The organism is Billgrantia sp. C5P2 (assembly GCF_051062895.2).
The window spans coordinates 1117305-1137053 of sequence record NZ_CM128542.1; the positions used below are offsets into that span (position 1 = coordinate 1117305).

Consider the following 19749-nt stretch of genomic DNA (forward strand, 5'->3'; position numbering starts at 1 on the left):
GCGCTATTGTTGTAGGCCGATGCGGCGCTGGCAAGTCTGCTGCCGCGCGAACCGCTTCTTACGGCCAACGATCTTTGGTGATCGCCAGCCGGGGAAGTGAATGGATGCCAAGCCCGCTCTCGTGGCTGCAGATGCTTAATGTCCAGCCGTCGTGTTGCCACTGCCAGGCATGGGCATCACCACCAGGAAGGAGCCGTGACAGGCGTGTTTTCAGCACATGGCTGAGAGTCAAGCCGGAGAGGCTGTCAAGCTTGAACAGGGCTTCGTGAAGTGTCCATGCGCGATAGAACGCCTCAAGTGGTCTGGCCGCCTCGAGTATGGCATGGCGTACCCGGGCTTCGGGCAGCAGGTCGACCAACTCCGCCAGGCGGGCCTCATGCCTGGGGCGAGAATGCTCGATGTCGATGCCGACCGGCACCGTGGCCAACCCCGCGACGACGCGTCGGCCACGATGACTGAGACAGGTCTGCCAGGGGAGAGGCAAAGATGAATGCTGTGGCGCCCCCTGGCCTCTGGGCGACCAGCCGCTCACGGGGCAGTCGATCCCATGGCGTGCAGCGAGCCGGGAGAGCGATTCTCTTCCCAGCTGCGACAGAAAAGCCCCGCTGCTGCCAGCGGGGGCTTGTACCAGGAGCAGGTCGAGACGAGGCGTCATTCCGCTCCATTCAGGGTCACGACATCGCCACGCAGGGCCACGCCCGCCATGATGGCGCCGGCATGGCATTCATATTCGCTGCTCGATGCCATGGGCTGGCGCTTGTAGTAGCTTTCGATGTTGATGACGGCATTGCCGCCTTCGGTCTTGACGCGATCCTGCAAGCTGATCAGCGCAGACAGCATGACCCATCGGCAGGCTTCTTCATCCGACTTGTTGAAGGCATTGGTCTTCTTGTTGGTGACGAAATTGCCGTGTTCTGCAATGACCTCGCCGTGAGGAGCATCGGCAAAGAAGAAGCGGATGTTCGGATCGAGCCGCTCCCTGGCCTCAGACGTGTTCATGGCCTCTTCGATGGAAAGCATGAGTGTGGTGTCGCGTGCATGGCTCGTCGTGGCCAGTAGCAGCGTTACGAGCAGCATACCCAATGAAAGCAGTCCCCGGGTCATGTAGCGTTCCTTCTTGTTGCTTGGTTTATGGTGCCTGGAGTTGGGCACCGTGAGCGGCACAAGAGAGTGCCTCAGGGCCAACGGCGAAATATCAGCGAGGTGTTGATGCCGCCGAAGGCGAAGTTGTTGCTCATCACGTACTCGCAGTCGATGTGGCGAGCTTCGCCGCATATATAGTCGAGATCCGCGCAAGCGTCGTCGGGTCGGCCAAGGTTGGCAGTGGCATGGAACCAGCCTTCGCGCATCATCTCGATGGCGACCCAGGCTTCCAGAGCGCCGCAGGCGCCCAGCGTATGGCCGGTAAAGCTCTTGAAGGCGCTGATCGGCAGCCTGGAACCGAATACGGCGTGGGTGGCGTGGCTTTCGGCGATATCGCCACGATCGGTGGCGGTGCCGTGGGCACTGACGTAACCGATCTGTTCCGACTCCACCCCAGCGTCATCGAGGGCTTGGCGAATGGCACGTTCCATCATGTTGGCATCTGGCTGGGTGACATGACGGCCATCGCTGTTGGTGCCGAAGCCCACCAGCTCGGCATAGATGTTGGCACCGCGCGCCGTGGCGTGTTCCAGCTCCTCGAGGATCAGGGTGCCGGCACCTTCGCCGATCACCAGCCCGTCGCGCTCGGCATCGAAGGGGCGCGGGGAGGTGTGCGGGGCGTCGTTGCGGGTACTGGTGGCGAAAAGCGTATCGAAGACGGCAGCCTCGGAGGCCGACAGCTCCTCGCAGCCGCCGGCGATCATCGCCGTCTGGCGACCGAAGCGAATCGCCTCATAGGCGTAGCCAAGACCCTGGCTGCCTGAGGTACAGGCACTGGAGGTGGTATGGATGCGCCCGCGCACGCCGAGGAATACACCGATGTTGACCGGGGCGGTATGGGCCATCATGCGGATATAGGAATTGGCGTTGAGCCCGTCGGTCGACTTGTTGATCAGCATGTTGCCGAAGTCGGCCACGGCGTCGGGCTCACCCGCCGATGCGCCGTAAGAGATCCCCATCTGACCGCTACCCAGTAGGGGGGAGTCGAGTAACCCTGCATCTTCCAGTGCCAATTCACTGGCTCGGGTGGCCATCTGAGCGCCTCGGCCCATGCTGCGCAGTGCCCGGCGGTTATAGTGGCCAGGGAGGCTGAAGTCAGGGACCGGCGCCCCCAGGCGGGTGTTGAGCCCCTCGTATTCGGACCAATCGTCCATGTGACGAACGCCGCTCTCCAGACGCTCGAGGCGAGCCCGTATGCTTGGCCAGTCATTGCCGATCGGGGAGAAGCCGGCCATGCCGGTAACCACCACCCGACGGCCGAGTCCATCCTTGCGCAGCGTGTCGTCCGCCATCAGCACATTCCTCCATTGACGGCGAAGACCTGCCGGGTGATGTAGCCGGCGTCGTGCGAGCACAGGAAGCCTACCGTGGCGGCGACCTCCTCGCTGGTGCCGGTGCGACGCATCGGAATCAGCTTGAGGGCTTCCTCGATGACCATGTCATCGGTCATGTCGGTGTCGATCAGCCCCGGCGCAACGCAGTTGACCGTGATCCGCCGCTTGGCCAATTCCACTGCGAGAGCCTTTGTCGCACCGATCAGGCCGGCCTTGGCAGCGCTGTAGTTGACCTGGCCACGATTGCCCATCAATCCCGACACTGAGGACATCACCACGATACGGCCCGGCGCGCGACGGCGGATCATCGGCATGACCAGGGGTTTGACCACGTTGTAGAAGCCGTCGAGATTGGTATGGATGACGCTGTCCCAATCCTCGTCGGAGAGGGCGGGAAAAGCCCCGTCGGCGGTAATGCCGGCGTTGCAGACCACCCCGTAATAGGCGCCATGCGTCTCGATGTCGGTTTCGATGGCTTGACGTGCCGCTTCCCGGTCGGCGACGTCGAAGCACAGCACACGGGCATTGCGCCCCTGGGTGCGAATGTCGTCGGCGACCGCTTCGGTCGCCTCCTTGCGCTGTCGGCAATGCAGCACGATATCGAAACCATCCCGCGCCAGGCGCAGGGCAATGGCACGACCGATGCCGCGGCTCGAGCCGGTGACCAGAATGGTATCGGTCATGGGTTGCTCTCCTGTTGGATGGCTTCCAGCGCGTCTCGCGATTCGGGCTGAAAGACGTTGAGCGTCGTGGTGGCGAGCTGATGGCCCTCGCCGTCGAGCAGTCGTCCGCGAAAGGCGCCCAGGCCGTTGTCGGCACGAAAATCGAGCTCGACCTCGATACGCACCGGTTGGTCGAACGGGAAGGTCGAAGTCTGACAGCGGTAGCGTCGGGTGCCGAGCAGGAAGCCGATTAGCGGTGCGCCACCATCCGCTACAGCCTGCACACCGGCCCAGGCGGCAACGGCCTGGGCGAGCCACTCAAGGCCCACCCAGCCGGGTACCCCGTCGCTGCCGGCAAACAGGTCGTTGCGGCGGGGGGTGACCTCGGCATGCAGGTACTCGTCGCCCACCTCGAGCAGCGTATCGAGCAGGCACATTCCATGGCGATGCGGTACGTAAGGGGCGATGTTGCAGGGCAGCTCGAGCTTTTGGGAGGTCGGGGAATCAGTCATCGCAACGCTCCAGCAGCAGGGCAATGTTATTGCCGCCGAAAGCGAAGGCATTGCTGAGCGCTCGGCAAGCGCTATGTTTCCCGGCCGAGGCATAGCACAGTGGCGGCAGTTGCGGGTCGAGTTGTCCATCGTGGACGTGAGGCGGCAACTGGCCGGCGTCGAGGGTCAACCAGCAGAATGCCGCTTCCAGTGCGCCACAGGCGCCCAAGGTATGGCCGGTCAAGGCCTTGGTCGAGCTGCATGGCAGCGTGTCGCCGAAGAGTTGGGAGATGGCCAGGGCTTCCATGCTGTCGTTTTGTCGGGTCGCGGTACCGTGCAGGTTGAGGTAACCGATGGCCGTAGTCGGGAGTCGAGCCATGTCCAGTGCCGCCTGAATCGCGGCGATGGCGCCCTGGCCATCGGGCCGCGGGGCGGAAATATGGTAGGCATCGCTGGTCTCGCCGTAGCCGCTGAGCTGGATGCCGCCGGTTTCGGCAGTGACCAGGAACAGTGCCGCGGCTTCGCCCAGATTGATGCCGTCACGATTGATCGAGAAGGGCTGGCAGGGAGCATCACTCAGCGCCTCGAGCGAGGCGAAGCCATTGACGGTAAGGCCGCAGAGGCTATCGGCACCGCCAGCGATCACCGCATCGCAGGCGCCACTTGCCAGCAGGCGCTTGGCACTGGCCAGGGCCCGGGCGCTCGACGTGCAGGCAGTGGACAGGGTGTAAGCCGGACCATCGAGGCCGAGCCACTCGATGACGAAGCAGGCCGGAGAGCCGATTTCATGACGCTGATAGTGAAAGTCGGCGGGCCAGTCACCTTCTCTCTGGCGCTTGGCCAGGGCAACTTCGGTCTCGCCGATACCCGAGGTGCTGGTACCGAGGACCACCCCGATTCGCGCCTGGGGGCAGCGCTGGCGATATGCCGCGAGTGTCGGCGCGAGCCGTTCCAGTGCCGCGGCCAGCAACTGGTTGTTTCGCGAGCGGTGTACCGCCGGTAAGCGGCTGGCATCGGGCAGGGGGCTGTTTACTCGTCCCAGCGGCAAGGGGCGGCCAGGGGTAAAGGCATCGTCGTGGACCAGGCCGCGGCGACCGCTGAAGAGAGCATCCGCGATCGTCTCCAGGTCGTCGCCCAGCGGGCAGACCAGTGCCGGAGGGGAGAGACGACAAGGCTGTTCTTGTATGGGGCTCAATCGGCTGGGCATGTGGTGGCTGTGCGCTCGGTTGCGTCGTCAAGTGGTGCGATAGTCAAGCGATAATCACCCTCGAAATCATCGATGATACGGCACTCGGCACTGCCGGTGACGTGAGCGATGACTTGGTTACGGTAGCGAATGGTACGCCCCTCGTCGTTCTCCTCCAAAGACCAGCCGGTTCCACCGAAGGCTTGGGTCAATGCCGACGACGGCCACAGGCCCCAGGCCAGACGATTGGCAAGCCACTCGGCCGAAAACGGTGGATCGAACGATGCACCGGCCAGGAGGCGTGCCCCCTGGTCGTCCTGAACCAAAGTCAGCAGACGCTGCCCTTGTGGGCTCAGCAGGGCCAGACGCAGCGACCGTGCGTCGTGGCGCAAGACGCCTATTAGTTCGTGGCGTTGGTCCTGTTGGTGAAACGTCAAGCGCTGCATACGCGTGCCCATCTCGGGAAGGGCTGCCAGATCGGGTAGCGGCGCATCGACTGGCCGACCGGCACAGCCGATCAAGAGTGCAAGGGCAGCGATCAAAGGCGCCCGAAACAGAAGGGAGCGTCGCACCTAGCCAACCTCACTGATGGTAGAGGGGGGATCGTCGCTGCACGCCTCGGCCAGACTGTTCAGACGGCGACGGCTGGCGGCGACGAAAGGATTGTTCACGTCCCAGGCATAGCCGGCAAGCACCGAACTGATCATTGCACGGATGCGCGGCGTCTGTTGTTCATTGAAGATGATGCGTGGCAGGCGTCCGTCGTACCAGGCATCGACGAACTCGCGGAAAGTGGCCACACCGCGCCTCAGCGGCTGCTCGAACTCTTTGTCCCAGTCGATGGTTTCTCCGGCGAGCTGACGCTCGACCAGGGGAGCGGCACGTAGCGCCGAATCCAGGGCGATGGTAACGCCCGAGGAGAAGACCGGGTCGAGGAATTCACCGGCGTTACCCAGCAGGGCAAAGCCGGGGCCGTGCAATCGCCGGACATCGGCGGAATAGCCTTCCAGGCGGCCGATGTCGCGAATGGCCTCGGCATCGGTGAGCAACTCGGCAAGCCGGGGTTCGGCACGGACGAAATGCCACAGGCGTTCAGCATCGTCGTTGCCGGCGACTTCGAGCGTCGCTCGGTCGCCGACCACGCCGAGCGAGGCACGTCCATGCCGGAAGGGAATCAGCCAGTACCAGACTCCCGGGTGCGTGGGATGCAGGCCGATCAGGATTTTCTCGCGGTCATATTGCGGACAGTCGATGCGATCCTCGACGTGGGTGAACAGGGCGCAGCGCGATTCCAGGGTCGAGGGCTGGGCAAGGTCGGCGAGGCGTGCCAGGACACGACCATAGCCGCTGGCATCGAGCACGAACCGGGCACTTAGCGAACGTTGCTCGCCATGGGGGCCGACCAGTGTCAGGCTGGGCTGCTCGGCATCGGTGACGAAAGCCTCGACGCGGGTGTCGAATTCGACCACGGCACCGGCCTGGCGAGCCCCTTCGATCAAGCGCTGGTCGAAATCGGCGCGCTCGACCTGCCAGGTGGCGCCGGGGCCGGGACTGAACTTGTCACGAAAATCGATGGCGGTGTCCCGGCCGCGCCAAGTGAAGGCCGCGCCGTTCTTGGGCTGAAAACTGCCGGCCTGGGCCGCCTCGAGCAGGCCGCAGGCCTCGAGATGCACCATGCATTGCGGCAGCAGGCTTTCGCCGATGGAAAAGCGCGGGAAGCGGCTGCGTTCGATGACCCGGACACGCAGGCCGCGTCGGGCCAGCCAGGCGGCTGCGGCGGCTCCAGAAGGACCGGCGCCGATGATGGCGACATCGGTAGTGTCATCCGATTCCATGCAGTCATGTCTCCTGTTGGCCATCATGGCCGTGTTCAGGTGCGGAAATGCGCCGATCGGTCTCCGCCCTGGCGAAGGGCACCAAGGCCCAGGTGGTGGCGAGCCCGATGAGGCAGGTCAGGCCGAGATAGTGCAATGCCGGTGTGGCGCTGAAGGACAACAAGCCGAAGGCCAACAGGCTCGATGCGCAGGACAGGCTTATCGCCAGCCAGGCCGCCGGACTGTCGGGATGCTCGGTGCTGAAAATGCCGGCGTCGAGGCCGATGCCCAGTACCAGCAGCAGCCCCAGTAGATGAAACAGCGTCAGGCCGATTTTCAGCGCGCTGAACAAGGCCAGCGTCGCGACCACCGCTCCCAGTGGGGGCAGCAGTACACGCCAGGCCCGAAGCCGATAGCGCCAGCCGAACAGTAGCGCCAACCCCACTACGGCAACCGCCAACCATAGGGCGATCTGGTCGCGCAGCCGTGCCAAATGCTTCGAGAGCGTTGCCACCCGATCCTGGTACTGGACATGCGCTGACGTCGCGAGCCGGCCGAGCGCTTCTTGCGCGACCCCATCAGCATCGCCCAGTGCGACCAGGGCGGCCAGTTGGGGAGTCGCGCTGTCTTGTGTGGAGTCATCGCCGAGCCACAGCCTGTTATCGGCACGTCCCGCCGGCATCTTTAACCAATGATCGAGAGTCATCTGCGGTACCGCGCGTAGCGGTTCGAGAGCGGTCTCCCGCAGCGCAGGAGGTAGGCCGGCTTGGGCAGTCAATTCGGGCAGGGCGGTGGCATAGGCCCGGCGCACCCGTTCCAGGTTGGCTCGTTGGGTTGCTGGCGAGGGTACCGCCTGGGCGAGATGCCGATAGTGGGATAGATGTCCCTGTGCCTGCAGCTCCGCGAGGGGGGCTTCCAGGGCTTCCAGTCGCTCCAGTAACTCGGCTTCGTGATCGGCGGTGACGACCAGGTAGCGGTTGCCGGACGGGCGTTCCAGTAAGGCCTGTACGCGCTGCTGCTCGGCGATCAATTCGGCGGGCGAAGGGTTGAGCTGACGCAGGTCGTCGCTGGCTGCCAGGCGTGTGAGAATCAATAGCCCCGCGCCTAACCCCAGCATGGCCAGCAGGCACCAGCGATAGGGCGCTCGAGACGGCAGACGCAACCTGTTCAGCCGAGTCGCTAGGTTTACTGTCATGGGATGAGGACGCGGGGAAAACCATGGTAGCCACAGCCGCACGGTCAGCCACGCGCCGATCAATCCCAACGCGGCGAAGGTGGCCATCTGGCGCAGCCCCGGCATGGGAGTGGCTAGCTGGGCGAGATAGGCAGCCAGGCTGGACACCAGACCTAGCAGTAGACCGGGCCAGAGGCGTGCCAGCGGTTGCTTGGGCGTCAGTTGGCGAGCGCACTGCAGGTGCAGGGCATAGTCGACCGCGATGCCGATCAAGCTGGCACCGAACGCCAACGTGAGCAGGTTGAGCGTGCCGAACAGCAGCCAGGTCAGTGGCAGTGCGAACAGCACGCCGCAGGCGACCGGCAGCAACAGGCTGGCGAGGATCGCAGCGCGTCGAAACGTGATCCACAGCAGCAAGCCGATACCCAGCAGCGACCCCAGCCCGATGGTGGAGATTTCCCGTTTGGCCTGTTGCGCCCCCGCGGCGGCATGGAATACCAGGCCGCTGCGCAACAATTCGGCCTCGGGATGAACAGCGTGAAAGCGCGACAGCGCCGTGGCAAGTCGCTGTTGCAAGGCCATGTCGTAGGGGCTGGCGGAGAGCTGGCCGCTGACGATGAACCAGTGTTTTCCGCCCTCGTTGACGGCAGGTAGGCCATCGACCAAGCGGACGGGAGTGTCGAAGCGTTGTTCCAGCCAGGCATCGAGCAGGCCGAAAGGATCGCGCCGCGGGTCGGCATCGCTGCCAGGGGTGAACAGCCGCGTCAGGCCGCGTCGCACCCAGGTCTCGCTATCGGCGCTGGCGAGGGGCTCGGCCAGCAGGCGATAGCGGTACGGCGCCAAGGCGCTGTCGGGCCGTTCCAAGTCGGTATCGTCGAAGCTACCGATGCTGGCGGATTCCCGTAGGCGGGCTTTCAGATCACTGACCAACCGATCCGGAGACTCGCCGCTGACCAGCAGAACGAAGTGGTCCTCGAAGGCCTGGGTCAGGCGCCGCTCGGCCCGTTCGATCAGGTCCGCCTGGTGGGTTTCTGGAAGCAGCGCGGTAATACGGGTATCCAGCGGTCTTCCCTGGCTCAGTAAACCGGCCAGCAGTATGGCGCAGCCCAGCAACAGCCCGGCCCAGCCCCAGGCGGCGAGCCATTCGACTCGATTGGAACGTTGCGCATCGCTCACGGCGCGGAATCACCCTCATCGAGTTCTTCACAAGCGGTCGGTGTCAGGGTCAGGTCGAGCCGGTCACCGTCGGTGAACTCGAGCTCGACTCGCTCCACCTGTCGGTTGCCGCTCACCCGCAGTTGCGCGAGTCGTTCGGCAACCGTCGTCTCGTTGGGCGTCAGGCTGGCCTGCCACTCTTCCAACTCGCCGCTGAGTTCGATCGTGAAGTGGCTCTCCAAGGCCCGCCAGTCGCCGGACACGAGACCGGAGAAGACCGGGGCGATGACCTGAAAGCCTCGCGGCAGATCGTCGTTGCCTTCACTCAGGACCACGCGATCATTCACTGGCGCTGTCGTCTGCCAGACGAGGCCGTCTTCGCGGCGTTGGAAATGGCCGCGGCTATCCAGTCGTGTGTCGAGATCGGCCAGCCAGCGAGACTGCTCGAAACGGCCGCATTGCGGGGCATGGGTGGCCAGGCGCTCGGCAAGCGCATCGTCACTCGGCGTCGCCCATACCGCGGCGGGGGTGAGCAGGCACAGGGCGGCACACATACGCCGTAAGAGATGACGCATCACGAATTGGCCTCCTGCCAGGCGAGTAGCCGCTCGACCAGCGGCGGTGGCGACACCAGGCGCATCTCGTGGTCGTCCAGCCCCACCGCGACCTGCACGCTCCAGGCCCGGGTCAGGCGCTTGCGCGTTTCGGCATCGCGGATGGTGTAGTCGATCTTGAGCCGATGTTCCCATTCGCTCATGCGTGCCTCGATGACGATCCGCTGAGCGAAGGTTATCGGGGCGGCATAGCGCAGGCGCAAGTCGATCACTGGCCAGGCAAACCCCGAGGCCTGCATCTGTGGATAGTTGTAATCGATGGCGTCGAGCAACTCGCAGCGGGCGATTTCCAGATACCGCACATAGTGGCCGTGCCAGGCCACCTGCATCATGTCGACATCATGGAAGGGTATCGTCAGCTCGGTTTCGCCGCTCGGCAGCGGGCGGTCGTCAGGCGTCATACAGGCTCCAGCGGCGTTGGCGAATCAGGTCGCACAGGGTGCGCAGTTCGGATTCAAGGGCGCGATCTTCGCCCAAGGCCGGAAAAATCTCCCGACAGGCATCGAGAAAGCCGGCCAGGCGCTCGGGAAGCGGGGGCGCATCGGCAAGATGGCTTCGCAGTTCGACGGCCTGGCAGGTGGCGTGCAGCGTGGCGGCGGCGACCTGTTCGACGAGAGTCAGTACACGCAGGGCATCGCGAGCGGCGATGGTCCCCATGCTGACCTTGTCCTGGTTGTGACACTCCGTGGAGCGCGAGAAGACGCTGGCCGGCATGGTCAGTTTGAGCGCTTCGGCGGTCCACGCCGAAGCGCCGATCTGCACGGCCTTGTAACCATGGTTGAGGCTGGCCCGCTCGGGGGCGGCGCCACTCAGGTTGCTGGGCAGGCCATGATTGAAGCGGGTGTCGACCAGCAGCGCCAGCTGGCGGTCGAGCAGGTCGGCCAGGTTGGCGCAGGCCTGCTTGAGACTGTCCAAGACGAAGGCGACATGGCCGCCGTAGAAATGACCGCCGTGCATGACCTTGCCGTGCTCGGCGTCGATCAACGGATTGTCGTTGGCGCTATTGAGCTCGTTCTCGAGAAACTGGCGCCACCAGGGCAGGGCGTCTTCCACTACGCCGATCACGTGCGGTGCGCAGCGTGTCGAGTAACGGTCCTGCAGGCGGGGTGAGTTGCGTGGCGTCTCGGGAGCATGCAGGTCGTTGCGCAGACGCTCGGCCACGCGATTCTGGCCGGGATGCGGCTTGGCGGCGAACAGGTCGGCATCGAAGTGGTAGGGATTGCCGTCCAGTGCATGCACCGACAGTGCCGTGATGCGTGTGGCAAGCAGCGCCAGATAGGTGGCCCGGGCGAAGGCGAACACGCCCAGCGCAGTCATTACAGCGGTTCCGTTCATCAGTGCCAGACCTTCCTTGGGCTTCAACCTATAGGGCTCCAGGCCACGTTCGGCAAAGACCTCAGAGGTCGCGCGGCGTTGGCCTTGGTCGAACACCTCACGCTCGCCACAAAGTACCGCAGCCAAGTACGACAGCGGCGTCAGATCGCCGCTGGCCCCTACCGAGCCCTCCTCGGGAATGACTGGCACGATATCGTGCTCGAGCAGCCAGGCCAGGCGTTCCAGGAGTTCGAGGCTGACCCCGGAGACACCGCGGCACAACGATACCAGGCGCACCATGACCACGGCTCGCGCGGCTTCCACCGACAGCACCTCGCCCAGGCCACAGCCGTGAAAGGTATACAGCTGGCGCGGCAACTGTTCCAGGTCGGAGGTCGGCACTTCGCGGGTGCAGGAGTCGCCGTAGCCGGTGGTGACGCCATAGACCACGCCATCTTCCTCCAGCAGGCGTTCGAGAAACGCATTGCCGCGGGCGATGCGCTCACGGAATTTGGGGGCTGACGACAGCACGACGCGACGTCGGCCTTCGGCAACGGCCAGTACGTCCTCGAGAGTGACGATCGAGCCATCCAGCGTGAGCGGTTCGCTGATGATGGGACCGGCAAGTGGGTCATGGAGAGTCGTCATGAAGGTATCCAGTGTCGTTCATCCAGAACGGATAGAAATTGAACCATTGCAGGGGATGACGCCGAACGCGCTCGGCCAAGTGGTCGGCATGACGCTGCATGGTGTCGGCAATCCATGCCTCGCGCTGACGGCGTGGCAGTTCCCCGGTGTCGTCGAGGGCCTCGAAGTCGATCCGAAACCTGTCACCCTCGCGTACGCAGGCGAGGGTGTACAGCGGGCAGCGCAGCAACGTGGCAAGCCAGAACGGGCCTTCGGGAAATCTGGCGTGATCGCCGAGGAACTCGAGACTCCGCGTTCTCCCCTCCGACAGGGAAAGACGGTCGGCGGCGATGACCACATAACCGCCGGTGTGAATGCGTTCGGCCAGCGCCTGGGCGGTGGCCGGCGTGATCTCGCTGACTTCGAGCACATGCGGGCGGGGTCGGCCGGTGACGCGCTCCAGCAGCGCATTGAACTTGCGTGCGTTGCGGGTATGCATCATCACCGTCAGTTCGAGCCCCGGGTGCCGCTCGGCGATGGCGTTGACCACATCGAGGTTGCCGTGGTGAGCGACCAGGATCAGGCCGCCCCGGCCGCCTTCGATGGCGGCACTGAATCGTTCGATGCCCGTGCCGGTCAGGCGCTCGTCGGCGATATCCCCGCTCCACGCCGCGACCTTGTCCATCAGCGCATCGCCGAAGGCGAGGAAGTGGCGATAGCTGTGCCACCAGCGGGCGAGCGGTCGTTGCACGAGATGAGGATAGAGGCGCTGTAGATAGGACTGGGAGGCCTGTCGCGCCGTGGCATGCGCCAGGAAGTACCACAGCATGACCGGCCATAGCACGAGCCTGAAGGGCCAGCGTCCCAAGTGGTGCTGTATCGACACCATCAGGGTCATGCCGGCAATGGTGCCGCGCTCACCGATCCGGGCCCAATGGCGATTCATGAGCCCTCCTCTGCAGGTATTCTTCGCAGACGTCGAGCCAGTAGACGGGGCAGTCGTAGCATCATGCCGAAGAACAGGCGGGTATGCATCATGGAGATCTGGCGATTGTCGCGCCACAGCGCGAAGTGGCTTATGCCATCGCGTGGGTAGTGTACCCGTACGGGGCGCTGCGTCAGGGCACCGCCAGCCCAGTGCCAACGCACCAGTACCTCGGTGTCGAAGGTCATGCGGTTGCCGCAGGGGTGGCGTGCCAGCAGACGGTTGAGCGCCGCGACCGGGTAGAGCCTGACGCCGCACATGGAGTCGCGGATTTCCAGTGACAGGGTATTGATCCACACCCACACATGGGTCGCATAACGGCCATAGAAGCGTGCCCGTGGAACGCTGGCATCATAGCGCGGGTAACCGACCACCAACGTTTCGGGAGCCGACTCCAGTTCGGCAAGAAAGGCCGGCAGGTCCTCGCAGGCATGCTGGCCGTCGGCATCCACCTGCAAGGCATGGGTGTACCCGAAACGCTGGGCCTGTTCGAGTCCGGCTCGCACCGCTGCACCCTTGCCCTGGTTGGTGGTCAGGCGCAGCAGGTGATGTCCCTTTCCGGCGAGGCGGTCGAGTTCGGCCGCGCATTCGGCATCACAGCCATCATCCACCAGCAGCAGCGGAAGCCCCAGGGCGGCCAGTTCGTCACATAGTGGGCCGATCGTGGTGGGATGGTTATAGACCGGAATCAGGATGCAGGGACGCGCCTCAGCCATGGCCCCCTCCGGGCCGGGTCAGCAGGCGCACATGCCCGGCGCAATGGCGGCCCTCGTGCGAGTCGATGGCGAAAGCGATGCCGTCATCGCGACGCGTCAACTGCAGCGTGAAGCGCGAGCCCGGGCGTAACACACGCTGGAACTTCAAGCGCTCGATACCCTTGAACTCGCCTGTCTCACCGAAGCTGTCGTTGGCGAGTTCGATGGCCCATTGCACCATGACCACGCCTGGCACCAGCGGGTACTCTTCGAAGTGTCCTTCGAGAAAGACCAGCCGTTCCGGCACTTCCAGGGTCAAGAGGCAGGTAGCGGGATCCGGGCGGCGCTCGCCCAGCCAGCGTGGTGTCTTGGTGTCGTCGAGATCGGCGAACAGCCGGTCGACCAGACCACGGTCGAGCTTGCCCTGGGCATTGCTTGGCAGGGCTTCGACGAAGCGCCAGTAGCGCGGAATGGCGACGCGCTCCAGATGACCCGACAAGTGCGTTCGCAGACGCTGAATCAGTTCATGGCGGGTATCGTGCCGGTGCGGTATGCATGCATCGCGCAGCGCGACCACGGCCCCCAGGCGTCCATCGGAGCGATCGAGATCGATACAGCGAGCCTCACTGACTTCCGGCAGGGCGGCGAGGCTCTGCTCGATATGATCCAGCGAGACGCGTTTGCCGGCGATCTTTACCAGCCGATCGGCGCGCCCCAGTAGCTCGAAGCCGGCGGCTGCCGGCGCTACACGGTCGGGCTGTTGCCACCAGCCTTGTGGGTCCTCCAGAAACGGCGAGCGCAGCGTCAGGCGTTCGTCCACGATCGATAGCTCCACACCGGGCAGGGCCTGCCAATTAGAGCCCTGCGTTTGCCGGCGCTGGGCGATTCCCCCGGTCTCGGTACTGCCATAAATCTCGATCACAGGTGCGTGCAGCAGGCTCTCGGCACGCCGGGCATGTTCTGTCGCGAGCGGGGCTCCGGAGGAGAACACGCGACTGGGTCGGGGTAAGCCGTTCCACGGGAGATGCTCCGGCAGACGTGAAAGCTGGGCGGGAGAGCTCACCACTACTGGCGCGAGGCCGGCATCGCCAGCTTCCTGTAGGCGTACGGCCAGCACTTCGGGATAACGGCACTCGTCGCCACAGAAAGGAACGCCGGCACACAAGGGGTGCAGCACGCCGGTAAGCAATCCATAGATGTGCTGGTGGCTGACCTGCGAGATGACACCGCTGTCGGCCAAGGGCCACAGCTCGGCATGGGCGGCCAGTTCCGCATCGAGCTGATCGAAACGCTTGACCAGTCGTACGGGGTCGCCGGTGGAGCCGGAGGTGTACAGCACGAATGCCGTGGCGGCGGGAGAAAGCGACTCGGGGATGGCGGGAGCAGTGGCCTCATTGACGCGCTGCTCTCCAGGAGTCTCGGGCAGTGTGCCGTCGACCTCCGCGGCTAGCCGTTCCAGCGTTGCGGGGCGATCGTCGGCCGGCAGCACTGCGATACGACCGCTTTCCCACAGCGCCGCCAGCCCCGCGCAAAATTCCTCGGGATTACGCTGACAGAGCAGCCAATGGCCAGCGGGTTGACTGGCCAACCAGCGATGCCAAGCATCGATACGCTGGATGAGCGAGAACGAATCGGCCCAGTGACTAGGGAGTGAGTGGCGGTTCGTGTTCGCTCTACGCCAGGGCAGTCGTGTTAGCGGGACGAATGTCACGAAAGACTCCTTCGCAACCGGTGACGCAGCAGCCATTCACCGGTAAACATCATGGCGATCAGGATGTAGCTGATGGCACCGTTGTACAGCGTCCAGGTCGCCAGGTCGGCATACAGGGCTGTCCAGCTGGCGATGGTGCCGTTGAAGACGAAGAAACCGCACCATGCCCAGGTGGCCCGGCGGGTATAGCGTATTCCGGCCGGTGACAGATCGGGTTCGCGCAGGCGCGCCAGGCGCTCTACGATCGGCATGCCCTGCCACAGGCTGGACAGGAAGGTGATCAGCATGACGACGCTGACGGCGACGGGATAGGCACGCATGCCGAGTTCGGCATGCCCCAAGCCTCCCAGCGCAAGCAGCAGTGCCGCCGCCAAGGTGGCAAGATAGCGAGCCTGCGGCATTCGCCAGGCGAGAAGTAAGGCACCGATCGCCAACAGTGGCCAGCTACCCAGGCGGTCATGCAGGACGAAGACCAGTACCGGCCAGGCGAGTGCCGTGCCGATGCCGAGCCACTTGATCGCTTGTCTCGGCATCGCTCAGCGTTGCATCAGGCGTTCGACGGCATTGACCACGTCATCGATCGTACGCACCGATTTGAAGTCGTCCGGGTTGATGCGCCGGCCGGTGAACTGCTTGAGCTCGACGACCAGATCCACGGCATCGATGCTGTCGATATCGAGGTCCTCGTAGAGTCGCGCTTCGGGGGTGATGTCAGCGGCGTCGAGGTCGAACAGTTCGACCAGGGTCTTGCGCACATGGGTCAATATTGCGGTGCGATTACCGGCGGCGATATCAGTTGACACGACGGGCCTCCACGAGTGAATGCAGGGCATTCAGGCTGGAGAAATGATGACGGGTTTCCTCGGCTTCGGCGTCCAGCTTGATGCCGTAGCGTTTTTGCAGTGCCAAGCCGAGCTCGAGAGCGTCGATGGAATCGAGCCCCAGCCCATCGCCGAACAGCGGGGCTTCAGCATCAATGTCCCCGGGAGTGATGTCCTCGAGCTCCAGCGTGTCGATGATCAGGCGCTTGAGTTCAAGTGTCAGGTCGCATGTCTTGTTCATGATGAAATCGTTCCAATTCCCTGTTGAAGTGATCGCTCAGCCGTTGTGTCAGTTGTCTGGCGAGCTGCCCGGTCGGCTGTTGTTTGTCGTCGTTGAGAGGCAGGTCGTCGAGAACGCGCAGTTCCATCCGTACCCTGCTCGCCGGGATATGGTACCAAGGCTCGCCCTTGGTCAGTGTGGTGGGAGTACAGCTTATCAGTACCGGCGTGATCTTCGTTCCCGTGCGCAGTGCGATATTGGCTCCCCCGCGCCTGAACTTGATCGGGCGCTGCGGCTTGGTGCGGGTGCCTTCTGGAAAGAGAATCAACGAGTGGCCTTTCCTGAGGCTCTCCCCGGCAGCTTCCAGCACCGCTTCGGGCTCGCTGTTGGTGATATAACCTGCCGCGCGGACCGGTCCGCGTGTAAACGGATTGTTGGCCAGCCGTCCCTTGACGATGCAGTTGGCATGGGGCATGTGCGCCAGCAGAAAGATGACATCGATCAGCGAGGGATGGTTGGCCAGCACCAGCAGGCCGGGGCGTTGCAGTCGTTCCTGATGGTCGAGGCGATAATCGAGCACGCCGAGGCCTTGCATCAGGTTGATGAAACACCGGAAGCAGCGCTGAATGAGGCATCTCGCCAGATAATGGCGTCGCTCGTTGTCGCGCACGCAAAGGCTCAATAGGGGGGCGACCACCAAGCCGATGAACAGGCCGCCGATGCCGAAGGCAATGAAGGAAAGAGCTGTGCCCAGGCCGCGCCACCATCTGTTCACGTTCATTCCGCACCCAGTTGCCACCGCTGCCGACCGGCGAGGAAGGGGCTGTCACCGCTCAGCCAAGCCATGACGTCGAGTGGAGAGGGACGGGAGCAGCCTGCCTGATCAGAGGCGGTGAGCATTCGCCCTCGATCCAGCGTCAGTCGCATGCCGATAGCGCAGGCGGTACCCGGGTGCTCTGTACGCCCCCGGTAAGCCGAGGGCAGCGGCCCTTCCGAGAGAACCGCGACGACGGCCCGGTGACCTTCCATGAGATACCCCCGGGCCTCGTGCAGAACGGCGTCGAACTCGTCGCCACAGGCGCCCAGTGCCTGCAAGGGGCGACGATGAGCGCACGAAATGGAGTGGACACCCAGAACTGCGTTGTGAACCGACATGGAAAAGCGTGTCGGGGAGATGGCCTCGCCACTCTCCAGTACTTCGAGCATGCCCAGGGTATGGGTGGTATCGCCATGTCGGGAAGCGTGTACCAACGGTAGGTCCGCTTCCGGATCCAGTTCGCCGAAGATCTCGCAGGTGGCGCGCCCGGTATCGTCGAGGCGCCGTCGCAGCATGGCCGGCAGGCTTTTTCCTGGCTGAGCCGAGATTCGTTGGCTCGGGCTGATGGCAACGACCTCTTCGGCAAGCCATCCCCGCCAGTCTTCGAGATATAGAGAAAAGGACACTATGCTCACGGACCATGCGCAAAAGAACGGATTTTAGCTCAATCGCGTGATCTGTGAAAGCGAGGTTACAAAAAGGGAGTCATGGGATTCGTGCTGAAAAATGCACAATATTGCGCTATCCGAGGTTCGCCACGCTTAAGTCTGTGCCTGCTTTGAATCATGTAAAGCTGATTTAAGGGTTCGATAACATTCCGTAGGTTTTTCAATGCTAAGGCGCGGCTGATGAGGTTGGGGCGAGGGCGCTCCCGGCGTGGCTCAATTCAGAGTTCTGTTCTTAATGCTATAAATTGAAGAAGTTCTATCGGCTTGTGATTGTGCCCAAGTGAAGTAGGAAAGATGATTAACCGGTGCACGGCAAAGTCGGAGTATCGCTGTCTAAGCTAAAGATAAAGCATGCGCGGCAAATTATTAAGTAACCTTTGAGTGCCTAGAGTCACATAACTCTTCAGGTTATTAGTTCAGGCAGGGTTTTGGTTGATGTGCGTATCCAGTGCTCATGAGATTTGTGCGGGAAAGAGTGCTGCCTGTCTATTTCCCGGCCGTGACAGAGCCGAAGCGCAGGGGGGGGCGTATCGGCTGTTTTAGGTAAATTTACTTAATTTTATATAGGTTATTAGACTAAAGGCGCATGTATCAGGCGCTTCGTTTGCCTAGAATGTAGTGAATTCATCAATGTCAGACATTTTGCTGACGCAACGGATTGCTCGCTGTCCGCAAGGGAGTGTACCTGCATGCATGCCTTGACCCTGTTGTCGTTCCTGTTCTTTACCGGCCTGGTGGCCCTCATCACCTGGCGCCTGACCCGACGCGACGATCATGAGAGTACCAGTGGCTATTTCCTTGCCGGCCGCTCGTTGACCTTTCCTCTGATCGCCGGCTCGCTGTTGATGACCAACCTCTCCACCGAGCAGATGGTGGGGCTCAACGGGGCGGCCTTCAGCGATGGCCTGAGCGTAATGGCCTGGGAGGTGGTGGCGGTCATCGCCCTGGTCGCCCTGGCGCTGTTCTTCCTGCCGCGTTTCTTGCGCAGCGGCATCGCCACTTTGCCGCAAATGTTATTGATCCGCTTCGACGCCGGTACCCAACTGATCTGCAACATCATCTTCCTGATCGCCTATGCGGTGATCCTGCTGCCGATCATTCTCTACTCCGGCGCCATGGGGCTGCAGGGCATGCTCGATCTCTCCGGCCTGACCGGGATCGAATCGTCGACGCTGCTGCTGTGGCTTACTGTCTGGGTGGTGGGAATCATCGGCTCCATCTACGCCCTGTTCGGCGGGCTGCGCACCGTTGCCGTGTCGGACACACTGAACGGTGTCGGGCTATTGGTCGGCGGCTTCGTCATTGTCTACTTTGGCCTGCAGGCGGTCAGCGACGACGGCGGCCTGCTCGAAGGCTGGAATATCCTCAAGGAGAGCGATCCGCAAAAGCTCAACTCGATCGGCGGCTCCGAACAGCAGGTACCGTTCTCCACCCTCTTTACCGGCGTGTTCCTGATCAACCTCTTCTACTGGACCACCAACCAGCAGATCATCCAGCGTACCTTTGCCGCCAAGAACCTCGCCGAGGGCCAGAAGGGCGTCCTGCTGACGGGCTTTTTCAAGCTGCTTGGCCCGCTGTACCTGGTGCTGCCGGGCATCATCGCCTACCACCTCTATGCCGATCAGGGCGTTCAGGCCGACGAGGCCTACGGTCACCTGGTGTTCAACGTGCTGCCGCCCTATCTCACCGGCTTCTTCGCCGCGGTGATGGTGGGCGCCATCCTGTCGTCGTTCAACTCGGCGCTGAACAGTACCACCACTATCTTCAGCCTGGGGCTCTATAAATGCGTGCTCAACAAGGAGGCCAGCGAAGAGCAGGTGGTCAGGTCGGGCAAGGTGTTCGGCTGGATCATGGCCATCGTCACCATGACCATCGCGCCGCTTCTGGCCGGTCAGGAGAGCCTGTTCGGCTACCTGCAGAAGATGAACGCCATTTATTTCATCCCCATCCTCGCGGTAGTGATCGTCGGCCTGCTCACCAAGCGGGTGCCGCCCATGGCGGCCAAGATTGCCCTGGTTGGCGGCTGCCTGCTGATTGCCGCGGGCTATTTCGTGCCGCCGTTCGATCGGCTTCCGCTGGTCATGCACGAGTTCCACTTCGTGGCCGGCGTGTTTGTGCTGCTGGTCGTCCTGATGCTGGTGATCGGCAAGCTGCGTCCGCGCGAGACCGACTGGGTGCACGAGGACAGCGGCGCCGTCGATCTCACGCCCTGGCGTGGCGCCGTGCCCGTGGGGCTCTTGCTGGTGGTGCTGGTGGTCATCATCTACGCCACCTTCGCCGGCGGTTGAGGCTGCGCGCGTAGAGGCGGGTCGTCAGGC

The 19749-nt window shown here is 63.3% G+C and carries 21 protein-coding genes; 1 reads left to right on the forward strand and 20 read right to left on the reverse strand.

From position 1 onward, the window contains the following. Positions 1-58: 58 nt before the first annotated feature. The 20 genes from ACRWQA_RS05215 to ACRWQA_RS05310 all read right to left on the reverse strand — a co-directional run bounded on the left by ACRWQA_RS05215 (position 59) and on the right by ACRWQA_RS05310 (position 17398). Positions 59-655, reverse strand: a complete 597-nt coding sequence (locus tag ACRWQA_RS05215) for a 4'-phosphopantetheinyl transferase family protein (protein ID WP_434230465.1) — start codon at positions 653-655, stop codon at positions 59-61. Beyond that, a complete protein-coding gene (locus ACRWQA_RS05220; RefSeq protein WP_434230468.1) occupies positions 652-1164 on the reverse strand; it encodes an excinuclease ATPase subunit in 513 nt (170 codons plus the stop codon). The genes ACRWQA_RS05215 and ACRWQA_RS05220 overlap by 4 nt, the downstream gene beginning before the upstream one ends. 11 nt (positions 1165-1175) lie before the next feature. Continuing rightward, positions 1176-2435, reverse strand: a complete 1260-nt coding sequence (locus ACRWQA_RS05225; protein WP_434230471.1) for a beta-ketoacyl-ACP synthase — start codon at positions 2433-2435, stop codon at positions 1176-1178. Continuing rightward, positions 2435-3160, reverse strand: coding sequence for a 3-oxoacyl-ACP reductase FabG (gene fabG / locus ACRWQA_RS05230; RefSeq protein ID WP_434230474.1), 726 nt, complete (start codon positions 3158-3160; stop codon positions 2435-2437). The genes ACRWQA_RS05225 and fabG overlap by 1 nt, the downstream gene beginning before the upstream one ends. Then, positions 3157-3651, reverse strand: coding sequence for a hotdog family protein (locus ACRWQA_RS05235; RefSeq protein ID WP_434230475.1), 495 nt, complete (start codon positions 3649-3651; stop codon positions 3157-3159). Before ACRWQA_RS05235 ends, fabG begins: the two co-directional genes overlap by 4 nt. Continuing rightward, positions 3644-4837 (reverse strand): beta-ketoacyl-ACP synthase, encoded by a 1194-nt coding sequence (locus ACRWQA_RS05240; RefSeq protein ID WP_434230478.1) that lies wholly within the window; start codon positions 4835-4837, stop codon positions 3644-3646. The genes ACRWQA_RS05235 and ACRWQA_RS05240 overlap by 8 nt, the downstream gene beginning before the upstream one ends. After that, complete coding sequence (locus ACRWQA_RS05245) at positions 4822-5388, reverse strand: DUF3261 domain-containing protein (protein ID WP_434230479.1); 567 nt, start codon at positions 5386-5388, stop codon at positions 4822-4824. The genes ACRWQA_RS05240 and ACRWQA_RS05245 overlap by 16 nt, the downstream gene beginning before the upstream one ends. Then, positions 5389-6651 carry an NAD(P)/FAD-dependent oxidoreductase gene (locus ACRWQA_RS05250; RefSeq protein WP_434230481.1) on the reverse strand — a complete coding sequence of 421 codons (1263 nt, stop codon included), beginning with the start codon at positions 6649-6651 and terminating at the stop codon, positions 5389-5391. A gap of 4 nt (positions 6652-6655) precedes the next feature. After that, a complete protein-coding gene (locus ACRWQA_RS05255; RefSeq protein WP_434230483.1) occupies positions 6656-8980 on the reverse strand; it encodes an MMPL family transporter in 2325 nt (774 codons plus the stop codon). Then, the gene (locus ACRWQA_RS05260) at positions 8977-9534 is read right to left on the reverse strand and encodes a LolA family protein (RefSeq protein WP_434230545.1); all 558 of its coding nucleotides are present in this window, start codon (positions 9532-9534) and stop codon (positions 8977-8979) included. The genes ACRWQA_RS05255 and ACRWQA_RS05260 overlap by 4 nt, the downstream gene beginning before the upstream one ends. Then, the gene (locus ACRWQA_RS05265; RefSeq protein ID WP_434230485.1) at positions 9534-9974 is read right to left on the reverse strand and encodes an acyl-CoA thioesterase; all 441 of its coding nucleotides are present in this window, start codon (positions 9972-9974) and stop codon (positions 9534-9536) included. Before ACRWQA_RS05265 ends, ACRWQA_RS05260 begins: the two co-directional genes overlap by 1 nt. Continuing rightward, positions 9964-11535: an HAL/PAL/TAL family ammonia-lyase gene (locus ACRWQA_RS05270; RefSeq protein WP_434230488.1), complete on the reverse strand. Its 1572-nt coding sequence runs from the start codon at positions 11533-11535 to the stop codon at positions 9964-9966. Before ACRWQA_RS05270 ends, ACRWQA_RS05265 begins: the two co-directional genes overlap by 11 nt. Further along, a complete protein-coding gene (locus tag ACRWQA_RS05275; protein ID WP_434230491.1) occupies positions 11519-12460 on the reverse strand; it encodes a lysophospholipid acyltransferase family protein in 942 nt (313 codons plus the stop codon). Before ACRWQA_RS05275 ends, ACRWQA_RS05270 begins: the two co-directional genes overlap by 17 nt. Further along, complete coding sequence (locus ACRWQA_RS05280; RefSeq protein WP_434230493.1) at positions 12457-13215, reverse strand: glycosyltransferase family 2 protein; 759 nt, start codon at positions 13213-13215, stop codon at positions 12457-12459. The genes ACRWQA_RS05275 and ACRWQA_RS05280 overlap by 4 nt, the downstream gene beginning before the upstream one ends. Beyond that, positions 13208-14782 (reverse strand): ApeI family dehydratase, encoded by a 1575-nt coding sequence (locus ACRWQA_RS05285; RefSeq protein ID WP_446326254.1) that lies wholly within the window; start codon positions 14780-14782, stop codon positions 13208-13210. Before ACRWQA_RS05285 ends, ACRWQA_RS05280 begins: the two co-directional genes overlap by 8 nt. Positions 14783-14901: 119 nt before the next feature. Next, positions 14902-15438, reverse strand: a complete 537-nt coding sequence (locus ACRWQA_RS05290) for a COG4648 family protein (RefSeq protein WP_434230499.1) — start codon at positions 15436-15438, stop codon at positions 14902-14904. A gap of 3 nt (positions 15439-15441) precedes the next feature. Continuing rightward, positions 15442-15708 (reverse strand): acyl carrier protein, encoded by a 267-nt coding sequence (locus tag ACRWQA_RS05295; RefSeq protein WP_434230502.1) that lies wholly within the window; start codon positions 15706-15708, stop codon positions 15442-15444. Then, entirely contained in the window at positions 15698-15967 is a 270-nt protein-coding gene (locus tag ACRWQA_RS05300; protein ID WP_434230505.1) for a phosphopantetheine-binding protein, read from the reverse strand. Before ACRWQA_RS05300 ends, ACRWQA_RS05295 begins: the two co-directional genes overlap by 11 nt. Next, positions 15939-16727, reverse strand: coding sequence for a lysophospholipid acyltransferase family protein (locus tag ACRWQA_RS05305; protein ID WP_446326255.1), 789 nt, complete (start codon positions 16725-16727; stop codon positions 15939-15941). The genes ACRWQA_RS05300 and ACRWQA_RS05305 overlap by 29 nt, the downstream gene beginning before the upstream one ends. Then, positions 16724-17398, reverse strand: coding sequence for a beta-ketoacyl synthase chain length factor (locus ACRWQA_RS05310; protein ID WP_434230511.1), 675 nt, complete (start codon positions 17396-17398; stop codon positions 16724-16726). The genes ACRWQA_RS05305 and ACRWQA_RS05310 overlap by 4 nt, the downstream gene beginning before the upstream one ends. Positions 17399-18120: 722 nt before the next feature. Here ACRWQA_RS05310 and ACRWQA_RS05315 point away from each other — a divergent pair. Beyond that, on the forward strand, positions 18121-19719 hold the full coding sequence (locus tag ACRWQA_RS05315) for a solute:sodium symporter family transporter (RefSeq protein WP_434230513.1): 1599 nt from the start codon (positions 18121-18123) through the stop codon (positions 19717-19719). Positions 19720-19749 lie beyond the last annotated feature (30 nt).